This window comes from Micromonospora sp. NPDC049900, from assembly GCF_044461025.1.
Taxonomy (GTDB): domain Bacteria; phylum Actinomycetota; class Actinomycetes; order Mycobacteriales; family Micromonosporaceae; genus Micromonospora.
In genome coordinates this window covers 1-9,884 of sequence record NZ_JBITKM010000035.1, presented here as the reverse complement: position 1 = coordinate 9,884, position 9,884 = coordinate 1, and the positions used below count along the sequence as shown (strand labels likewise).

Sequence of the window (9,884 nt, the reverse complement as noted above, 5' to 3'; positions counted from 1 at the left end):
GGTCGACTGCTGTCTTACCGGGAGCCTCGTCCTATGTCGACACCTGCCTCCACCACACCCACCGTGACCAGGCCTGTCACGATGAAAATGGCTGAATGAAGACAGTCGGCGACCTGTGCCGTATGGAAGCGCGCCTCCCGGGCGTCTCTGCGAAAGCCGCTGGCGCGGGATGGCGACCCCATCTGCCTGCCACTATCCATAGCGAACCCGCCGGAAGGCCACCAACCAGACGCAATGCATAGATCAGACCAAGCTACTGCGAACCGCCCTCTTAGAAGCGACCGTTCCTCGGCTTACAGCCAAAGCGTTCGTCTGTGAGCCGTGCCGGACCGCTGTGATCGCCGGTCGCCTCGTCGTCCGGCTGGCCACCGTCCACGACCTGCTCTCCGGACGCGGGGGGGCACCCTGATCTCGACGATTCAGTGCGGCACGGCGTCGATGATCGCCGCCACCAATAGCAGCATCGGTGCTGCGGCGACGGTCCCGCGAATGGCGGGCCAGTTGATCCAACCCTTCCTCGGAAGCGTCCAGAGCAGGATCAAACCGGCGAACAGTGTGGCGAAAAGCAGTGGCCCACCGGTGGCAAACGCGAAGATCCACATCTTCTCCCACGGTGAGTCGTCATAGTGCACCCGCTCATGAGACTGGCGGCTCAGCAGAACGATGTAGACGGCAATCACCAGGCTGTGCCAGCCGGCCAGGACTGCATGAGCGGGGACAGGGTCCCGCTCATCGGTGTCAACTACGTCGACCTGCTGCACGTAGCTCCTCCTGTGACCGGGAGTGAACTGCCACTCGTCTATCAGGCTATCTACCGAGGTGGAGCGGATGATGGCGAGGGCGCTTGTACTGGACCACAGGCGTATTGGTGCGTCTTGTCCGCGAAGGTGATCACGCTCGCGCTGGTCGACATGGCGATAGTGTCCTGCTGCGGGCGGCAGTCAGGTCGTGTGACGCCAGACGGCACTGTCGATGGGTCCCGACAGATTCCTGTCGGTCATGCAGAAACGCGGCAAAGCAGGTTCCAGCCTGGTCAGAGCAGCCACGGGGGAGCCGCTCTGACCAGCAATGCCCGTACGGTACGTGCCGCTGCGGTTACTGGCAACGGGTCAGGGGTGTTCGAAGCACAAGCCCGCGCCGGCAACACGCCTTGCGCAGGCGCCGCCCTCGCCGCCGCCACCGAAGCCCACGCATGGGCCAGGCTCGGACACTCGCAACCAACCGCATCGACCACAAACGAGGACCTCGTGAAACCTCGACACATCCTGCCTGATGGTCGCAGGGGTGCTCACCGGCGCCGCGTCCTTATGCAGGCCAGATCGGACGAATCCGGCCATTCAAGATCTTGTATCATCGCGTTTCTGAGTTCTCTGCCGGCTGGTTTTGGTAAGACCCTGGTCGGTGGTCCTGGTTGAGACGAACGGTTGGCAGCGCTAGTTGTAGACGTCAATGAACCCGCAGATCGCGCCGATCAGCGCTCGACCACATCACGGATCAACTGTACCATCAGAAGTCGTGTGTTAACCGCCCATCCGCCACGGGCACTGTCGCTGACCTGCGGCGCTGGCGCATAAGGGAGCGGACGCCAATGGCATCGCGTGGGATACGACAGTCCGAGGCGAAACCTGGAGGAGCGCGTGCAGCTCGATAAGCATCTGAGGCAAGCCGAATGAGCACCCGCAGGTATCAGAACAGACGCCGCCATCGGAGTCCCTACCGCCGCTTCCTCGATGTCGAGGCAACGGTGATTGGTCGCGTGATCGATGAGGCGCCTCAAACTGCGCTCAGATTGCTCCCCGGAGAACCTCTGGTCACATCGGCTTCCTTCGCCACTTCTGTCGTCACGCCAGAGGAGCGATCGGCGGTCAAGAATCTCGTAGAGCAGAATTTTGACGCCTGGCTCTACTTCGAGAACACCGGTCCTCGGCAGGTCGGCTTCCGAATCCCCAGCCGAATGCTATCGGCAGAGACTATCGCTCCGTACGTGGTCGGTGGTTTCCACGAAGGCGTGCAGGTGGAGACCGACGCCGAGGATCTGATTCTGCGGCTCATGTTCTACAGCGAGGATGCCGAGGGATTCAATCTCAACCGTGACGGCCTAGGATGGCTAGATTTCATCGCTCCAGTCCGCCGAGAACTTATGTCGGGCAGGCTTGACGTACTCGAACTAGGACCAAGATTTGGCACGTTCTGGGACCTTATCGAGGGTGAGCCGGACTTGCCCGCGGATTACGGCCTATCGAAAGCGTCCCGCATTCTGGCTGCATACTTACTTGTCGGACCCGATGACCTAGATCGGTGGCAGATGGGCCGGGCCGAGGAATTCTTTTCCAACCTGTCGGAAACAGTTCAGGATATTACGCCCGTAGCTCGGTGGGAGTTTGTTGCCGCCGATCCCGAGAAGTCATTCCAGATCACTCTGGGTAAGTTCCCTAACGGATCCAGCTATGGTACTTGGTACATCGTCGCCACCGACCCTCATTGCGACGAGCTGGTTTGCGAAACCGAGAGTGAGGCCCGTAGCTACTACCACGACGAGGCGCTCCGACTGCAAAGACTTAACGATCCTGGTCGATGGCGACCGATCATCAGCGAAGAGAGCTGACTGCTGGTCCTCAGCGACGGCTGAGGGTGCAGAGAAATCCCGGGCACTTCTACGGCCCCTGCTACGGCCAGCCGTCGTAGCCGGCCCTCTTCTAGCCGGCGTTGCGTCTGGTTGGTGGCCTCTCGGCGGGTTCGCTATGGATGGTGGCAGGTCGATGGGTTGAATGTGAGTTCTGGTCGTGACCGTCTGAGTGGATGGGGCGTTAGCCCGGTCGTGGGTGATCGGAAGCCGTACCCCAGTGACGTCAGCGATGAGCAGTGGGAGCTGATCGGGCCGTTTCTGCAGGCGTGGAAGTCCAAGCGCGTCGCGGTGTCGGTGTCGGGCCAACCAGGTGACTACGACCTGCGGGAGATCGAGCCGACGTGGTCGACCTCGTTGCCTCCGGCGAGAAGGTCAAGTTCCTGCACTTCTGGGGGCATCAGCCGCAGCCGGATGGCAGCGTCGGCACTGGCTGCTTGAGCCAGTGGTGGCAGGCCGTGTTCACCGTCGACGGACGCACGTTCGCCACCGCCGAGCACTACATGATGTGGTCCAAGGCGATGCTGTTCGGGGACACCGAGGTCGCCGGGCAGATCCTTGCCGCGTCACATCCGCATCGCGCGAAGACACTGGGGCGACAGGTCCGCGGCTTCGACCAGACCATCTGGGAGGCCCGCCGGTACGCGATCGTGGTCGCCGGCAACATGGCCAAGTTCGGACAGCATCCCGGCCTACGCTCGTACCTGCTCGGTACCGGCAACCGGGTACTGGTGGAGGCCAGCCCGGTGGACCGGATCTGGGGCATCGGAATGGCCGCCGACGATCCACGCGCCGGCGACCCAGCACGGTGGCAGGGCCACAACCTGCTCGGCTTCGCGCTCATGGACGCCCGCGACCAGCTACGCAAGGACAGCCAATGATCACTGACTTTCGGGTAGGTGTTCTATTCGAAGTGGGTCAGATGGTCCCGTCGTGCAGGTGTCCGGGCATCGCCGGGCCGGTGAGACGGTCGCAGTCGAACAGTTAGCCGTCGAGGATGGCGTGGGACCAGCCGTCGGCGGCGAGTAGTAGGGCGAGGTACTGCACGAGTCCCCTCGAAGGGTCGAGGGTGGCACGATAGGTGATCACGTGGGGTCCTCGCTGGTGGGTGAATCTTGTGGTGAGAACTGCCTACCGAGGGCCCCACGTCCTCGTCCAGTATCGCCCGACTTCACCGGCTTCGTCCCTTTCGCGCCAATCAACACACTTGCGTCGCTGAAATCAGGTCAGTGCTGCCTGGTACTTGCAGTCTCTGGATAGGCACTCGCTCCGGGCGGAGAATCGAAACATGACCACAGCCCCCTTGATTACTCGCGATGATCGTTCGGTGCCCGTCACCGTTCAGCAGCGAAGCTCGCTCACACCTGCGGAGGCGTTCGCCATCGTCGTGCCGATCGACCTGGCCAGCGTCTTCCCGCGCATCCCCGGTGTCCCGTCCATCACGGGCGTCGAGCAGCAGTCAGGTGTCTGGGACCACGCGGGAGCCTCACGGTACCCGCAGTTCAGCGACGGGTCGCAGGCGTTCGAGCAGCTCACCGAGTACACCACCGGGCACAGCTTCGCCTATCAACTCACGGAGTTCACCAACCTCCTACGCCGGCTCACGATCGGCATCCGTGGGGAATGGACCTTCACCCCGGACGGAGCCGGGACCATGATCCGCTGGACCTATGAGTTCCAGCCGAAGCGGGGTCGGCGCTGGATCCTGGCTGGGCCGTTCACGCCATTGTGGCGTGCCTTCATGCGGCGCACGATCGCCAACATCGTCGAGGCAGCAGAACGCGCATGAACAGCCCTCGCCGCGATTCAGGGAGCAGACACCCGCGGCAGACGAACGACGATCCGACACATACTGGACGGGTGTCCGCCGCTTGCATCAATCCGGAGCTCGGAGCCGCGTTCCACCCGGGCGCCACCTTCTCCGGCGCCGCTCCCGGCGCGCCCAAACACGCCCGCTACCTTCAAGCCGTGCAGCGGCTGTCGCCCCGCCAACTCGCCGAACTGGTGGCGCGGCACGCGGCCCGGGACCGCCTCTTCGCCACCCTGCTGCTGAGCGAGGCCGGCATGCTCGGCGCCGCCGACACCTCCGGCCTCGCCGACTTGCGCACTGCGGTTCCGGGACGCGTCGACCGTGACCGCCGGCAGCAAGTGGCAGATCTCCGACGTGGAAACCACGGGGCACCGCCTGGCCGCCGAAGTCGAGATCCTCTGCGCCCACCCCGCTACCCCTGCCGCGCTCGACCTGGTTCGAGGAAGCAATCCTCGTCTGGGACGACTTGTCCGGTCATCTCCGCGACGCCTACGACATCACCCGCACCGAACCGCAGGAGATCGCCGAGCCGCTCGTAGGCGCGCACCGCGACCTGTGTGAACGCCTCGACCTCGCCTCGGACGAGATCGCCCAGCGACTCTACCGGCTCCTTGCGCGCTGCCACTACGACACCGTGGACGTCGACATCCACGCCGATCTCCTCGCTGAGCACGCCGTAGGAATGGCTGGCACGGCCGGTTGCTGATCATCGTGCGCGGAGGTACACCGCGCTTTGCTTGTGCCGCTGGCCGCAGGACAGGGCAACGCCGCCCGGCAAGCACCGGCGGCGGGCTACTGCCGACCCCTACAGGTCGATCGTTGTTTGGTGGTAGTGGCTTGACCAACCGGAGTCGTTAAAGCCCTGGTAGCTGAGCTTGACCGGGAGGAACAGGCGTAGACAAAGTGTCCTCAGTCGATTGCTTGGGTTTCGACGGCCACGGTGGAGCCGGTGGCTGTCTTACGGACGTAGAGGCGGGATGGAATCCGCCGACGTAGTTCCGCGACGTGGCTGACCAGTCCGACGGTACGGCCACCTGAGCGCAGGCCGTCGAGGGCGTCGAGTACCTGGTCGAGTGCCTCTTGGTCGAGAGTCCCGAAGCCTTCGTCGACGAAGAGGCTGCCGAGTTGGGTGCCGCCAGCCTCAGCCAGGACGACATCGCTGAGGCCGAGCGCCAGGCACAGCGAGACCAGAAAGGTTTCCCCGCCGGAGAGGGTGGCCGGGCGGCGTTCCTGGCCGGTCCAGGCGTCTACGACGGACAAGCCGAGCCCATTGCGGCCGGCTCGGCGGCCGGTGTCCGACTCGGTGACATGGCGCAGCAGGTAGCGGTTGTGGGTGACCTGCCCGAGTCGGGTGTTCGCCGCCGTGACGACGTGCCGGAACCGGTGGGTCAGCACATAGGTAGAGAGGGTCATCCGGGTACCGCTGTCGCTGCTCTTGCCCTCGACGAGTTGGGCGAGGCGGTTGGCGATCTCGTACTCGGCGCGGATGGGTCTCCACTGAGCGAGGGCGTTGACCAGATCCGGGCCCAGCTGCTTCAGCCGGTCGTGTTGCTCGACGGCGAGGCCATGCTGGGCGTGCAGCTCCGTGGCCCGCAGTCGGGCGGCTTGGTAGGTCTGTTCGCTGCCCTCAACGTCCGGTGATGGTTGGTGTGCGGCGGCGAGCAGGGTGGGGTCCTGTGCTCGTCCTGCGGCCTGGTGGTACTCGCCGTCGAAAGCGTCGATACGCTCCTGCAGGTCGACGATCTCGGGGTCGGTCAGGGCTGCGGCCCGCGCTGCCACGGTGTCGGCGAACTCCGACAGGTGCAGGTGGTGCTGCGCCTCCCGGTGGGCGTCGGCGAGTTCCCTTCCTGCCTGTAGCCACTGCCCCAGGTTGGTCGCTGCGGTCCTGACCTCGGCGATTTCCCCGGTCAGGCGGGTCACTCACGTCACGCTGGATAGTTTGCAGCGCACCCGGAATCCTCACGGATCTCCTGTGCGTTACGCGGACCCTCTCCGCCGCTCTCATCGCGATAGGTGTATTTGACAACTTGAGGGTCAGCATCAGCCGGGTATTCGGGCGCCTCGGAGATCACTATCACGTCCGCCACCGTGTACTGCCCCCCCCTTCACGTTGAGACGCAGAGTGATACCAACGAACTCGGGGAGTCCGATGTTCGAGCCCGCTTCGATGGTCGTCGTACGATAGCCGCTGCTGTCGCCAAGCGTGATCCACCCCTCGGCGATGGGCGCCTCCGTTGGATCCGCGACCTTCCAGTAGGTAAACCGCATTGACGTAGGATCAAAGTCCGGCACCTTCGCAGCCGCCTGGTTGTCGATCGCCTCGACCCCCACCACCTGCTCACCGTCGCAGAGCGGCGCGTAGATGTGGATTCGATCGCCGATCCGCGCTACGCCGACGGCATAGTAGTCATGGCTGGGCAGCAGGACACCACAGCTGGCCATCAGTAGCGAAATCCCTATCGAAAGGATAACCACTCGCACCCTTAACACGTGTAGCTCCCTCCGCCACCACTGGCGACTTCAGCGGCCTTTTCGAACCTATTGGGACTGCCCCGGGTTTGGTTGACTCGGGGGGTTGAGTGGTTCAGGGCGTGTGTGTGGGCTGGTTGATTGTCTCAAACTCGATGGGCGTGAGGCGGCCGAGGCGTTGTTGCCGGCGTCGGCGGTGGTAGGTCCGTTCGATCCAGGTCACGATTGCTAGGCGTAGGTCGTGGCGGGTGGTCCAGCGTTGGCGGTCCAGGACGTTGCGTTGTAGTAGGGCGAAGAACGATTCCATCGCGGCGTTGTCGCCGCAGGCGCCTACGCGGCCCATCGAGCCGACCAGTCCGTTGCGGTGCAATGCCTTTACGAATTTCCTGGACCGGAATTGGCTGCCCCGGTCGGAGTGCACGATCGTCGCGGCCGGGTTCCGCAGCCGAGTGGCGTTGGATAGCGCCGCGACGGCCAGAGAGGCTTTCATCCGGGTGTCGATGGAGTAGCCGACGATCCGGCCGGAGTACACGTCCTTGATCGCGCAGAGGTAGAGCTTGCCTTCGGCGGTGGGGTGTTCGGTGATGTCGGTCGACCACAGCCGGTTCGGGGCGTCGGCGGTGAAGCGGCGGTGCACCAGGTCGTCGTGCACCGGCGGTCCGGCCCGCCGCGTGAGCCCCTTACGCGTGGCGAACACCGACCAAGATGCGCTGCTGTGAGCACAGCCGGGAGACCCGGTTCCGGCCGGCGGTGATGCCGTGGGCGGGGAGTTCGTCGGCGATGAACCGGTACCCGAACGCCGGATCATCGTGGTGGATGTCCAGAGCGACGTTGATCAGGAGTGCGTCGCCCCAATCACGTCGCGACACCGGCTCGGCGTGCCACGCGTAGTAGGCCTGCCTACTGAACCCCAACACCCGGCAGGTCACCGCGACGGGGATCCCGTCCGCGGCCAAATCACCGACCAGCGGGTACATCATTATGGGGAGATATCCCGAGCGAAGAACGCCGCCGCCCGCCGCAGGATCTCGTTCTCCTGCTCCAGAAGCTTGTTACGCCGACGCAACTCCCGCAGCTCCGCCGACTCGGAACTGGTGGTCCCGGAACGGACACCGTCCTCGACGTCGGCGAGCTTGAGCCAGCGGTGCAGACAGCCCTCGGAGATCCCGAAGTCCTTCGCGATCTGCCGCAACGGCACCTCACCCTTTGCGGGCGACCGCGACCACGTCACGACGGAACTCCGGCGGAAACGCTTTCGGCATGACAGACATCCTTCCCGCGAGGAACACATCCTCACAGGTCAGAAGTCAACCAAACCGGGTGCAGTCCCTCCGACACCGGTGCAGCCTATGCGCGGCACGGTAGGCGGATTGCCGCGCTTCGCTCAGCCAAGCGCCGATTTCGGGAGGGTGGTTGTTCATGTGTAGGGATCGGGTGGCGAAGCGTTCGGCGTGGGTGTTGCGGCCGAGGGCGTGGAAGCAGTGGCCGAATTTGGCGGACAGGTATGCCTCGTCGAAGTAGCTGAGCCATTGCGGGTCGCTGCTGCGGTCGGCCCGGTCGAGGGCCTGTTCTGCCTGGTGTAGGGCGGCGGCGCAGGCCCGTTCGTCGCGGGCTCTGGCCAGGGCGTGGGCCTCCATGACGTGGGCTTCGGCGGTCAGGACGGTGATTCCGGCGCGGCGTGCGGTTTGGCCGGCGGCGTGGGCGAGGTCGAGGCCGGTGGTGGTGTGGCCGAGGTAGGTGGCTTGGTAACTCATGGCGGCGAGGATTTCCGCGCCGGGGCCGTCGTCTGTGGCGGTGTGGGCGAAGTCCAGGGCGAGGGTGAGGTATCGCTGGGCGATGCCGTGTTCGGCGGTGTCGTACGCCTGCCAGCCGGAGCGTTCGGCCTGCAGATCGTCCGCGCGCTCGCCACTGGCGAGCTTCGCGGCAGCATCGAGCTGCGCAATCGACCGGGCGGTGGCACCGAGGCGGTTCTCGTGGTGCCGATGAGCGATTGCTGAAAGTTTGATGGTCTTCAGTATTGACTAAGGTCGCCATTGTCGCCTATCGTCCCGTCCACGCGCTTTGCTATACGGGGGCAGATGGGCAGCCGTCGAACCCTGCGCGAAAACGATTCATCGCATGGTTCACGGGGGGCAACACAAGTGACGATGGCGCATGCCCGCATCGCGCAGGGCGCCGTTCTGGCGACCCTGGCGACGTTACTCTCAGTTCCTACATCACTACCTGGCACCGCTCATGCCGCAGGTTGTCCGTCCGGAGTGGCCGCCGAGAACGAGCCGGCCGCCGAGACCGAGGCGGCGGCAAAGCATCTCGCGGAACTCTGTGACAAGCCCGTCGAGGTCCTCGATGAAGCCGACGAGACCACCAAGGTCGTCGCCCTGCCCAGCGGTGACTTCGCTCTCGAGACCTATCTGGAGCCGCAGCGCGTCAAGCGGGACGACCGCTGGATCGCGCTGGACACGAATCTCGAGCGCGGTGCGGACGGCCGGTTCCGGCCCAGGGCCGCGGCCGACGTGTCGTTCTCGGCCGGTGGCACCGGCCCGTTGGCGACTTATCGCGAGGGTGGCGCCGACTTCACGCTGACCTGGCCGGCGCCGCTGCCGTTCGGCGTCGTCCGCGGGGACTCGGTCACGTACCCGGAGGTCCACCCGGGCGCGGACCTGGTGGTGCGTGCCGTGCCTGGCGGCTTCTCGCACGTGCTCGTGGTGAAGAACGCCGAGGCTGCCGCGAACCCCGAGGTGCGCGAGACCGCGTACGGCATCGGCGGCTCGGCGACCGTGACCGAGACCAACGATGGGATCGTCGTGAAGGGCCCGGCCGGTGTGATTGCCGGCGCTCCCAAGGCGATGGCCTGGGACTCGACCCGGCAGATCCGCGAGCCGCAGACTGAAGTGACCCCCTGAGGCCGGACACCTCCTGACTTGGCATCCTGCCGAGGAGGAGGAAGCGTTGTGGCTCGACAGAGTAAGTACCCCGAGGAGT

8 protein-coding genes and 3 pseudogenes are annotated in these 9,884 nt (G+C 64.9%); 6 read left to right on the top strand and 5 right to left on the bottom strand.

What is annotated here, in order from left to right:
- Window positions 1-419 precede the first annotated feature (419 nt).
- Window positions 420-761, bottom strand: coding sequence for a hypothetical protein (locus ACIBMZ_RS30595; RefSeq protein ID WP_396699790.1), 342 nt, complete (start codon window positions 759-761; stop codon window positions 420-422).
- Between the two features lie 908 nt (window positions 762-1,669).
- Here ACIBMZ_RS30595 and ACIBMZ_RS30590 point away from each other — a divergent pair.
- From ACIBMZ_RS30590 to ACIBMZ_RS30570, 5 genes and pseudogenes are all read left to right on the top strand, one after another.
- Window positions 1,670-2,605, top strand: coding sequence for a hypothetical protein (locus tag ACIBMZ_RS30590; RefSeq protein WP_396699788.1), 936 nt, complete (start codon window positions 1,670-1,672; stop codon window positions 2,603-2,605).
- A 213-nt stretch (window positions 2,606-2,818) separates the two neighbouring features.
- Window positions 2,819-2,959: pseudogene (locus ACIBMZ_RS30585) on the top strand (transposase); the annotation flags it as partial.
- Between the two features lie 8 nt (window positions 2,960-2,967).
- A complete protein-coding gene (locus ACIBMZ_RS30580) occupies window positions 2,968-3,504 on the top strand; it encodes an NADAR family protein (protein WP_396699786.1) in 537 nt (178 codons plus the stop codon).
- Window positions 3,505-3,911: 407 nt separating this feature from the next.
- The gene (locus ACIBMZ_RS30575) at window positions 3,912-4,412 is read left to right on the top strand and encodes an SRPBCC family protein (RefSeq protein WP_396699784.1); all 501 of its coding nucleotides are present in this window, start codon (window positions 3,912-3,914) and stop codon (window positions 4,410-4,412) included.
- Between the two features lie 487 nt (window positions 4,413-4,899).
- Entirely contained in the window at window positions 4,900-5,139 is a 240-nt protein-coding gene (locus ACIBMZ_RS30570) for a hypothetical protein (RefSeq protein ID WP_396699782.1), read from the top strand.
- A gap of 203 nt (window positions 5,140-5,342) precedes the next feature.
- Here the strand turns inward: ACIBMZ_RS30570 and ACIBMZ_RS30565 are convergent, their stop codons facing one another.
- From ACIBMZ_RS30565 to ACIBMZ_RS30550, 4 genes and pseudogenes are all read right to left on the bottom strand, one after another.
- Entirely contained in the window at window positions 5,343-6,353 is a 1,011-nt protein-coding gene (locus ACIBMZ_RS30565; protein ID WP_396699780.1) for an SbcC/MukB-like Walker B domain-containing protein, read from the bottom strand.
- 120 nt (window positions 6,354-6,473) lie between these two features.
- A complete protein-coding gene (locus ACIBMZ_RS30560) occupies window positions 6,474-6,875 on the bottom strand; it encodes a hypothetical protein (protein WP_396699778.1) in 402 nt (133 codons plus the stop codon).
- Window positions 6,876-7,017: 142 nt separating this feature from the next.
- Window positions 7,018-8,164, bottom strand: a pseudogene (locus ACIBMZ_RS30555) (IS3 family transposase).
- A gap of 150 nt (window positions 8,165-8,314) precedes the next feature.
- Window positions 8,315-8,785 (bottom strand): annotated as a pseudogene (locus ACIBMZ_RS30550) (XRE family transcriptional regulator); the annotation flags it as partial.
- 375 nt (window positions 8,786-9,160) lie between these two features.
- On the opposite strand from ACIBMZ_RS30550, the gene ACIBMZ_RS30545 reads away from it, so the two are divergent.
- Window positions 9,161-9,805, top strand: a complete 645-nt coding sequence (locus ACIBMZ_RS30545) for a hypothetical protein (RefSeq protein WP_396699776.1) — start codon at window positions 9,161-9,163, stop codon at window positions 9,803-9,805.
- Window positions 9,806-9,884 lie beyond the last annotated feature (79 nt).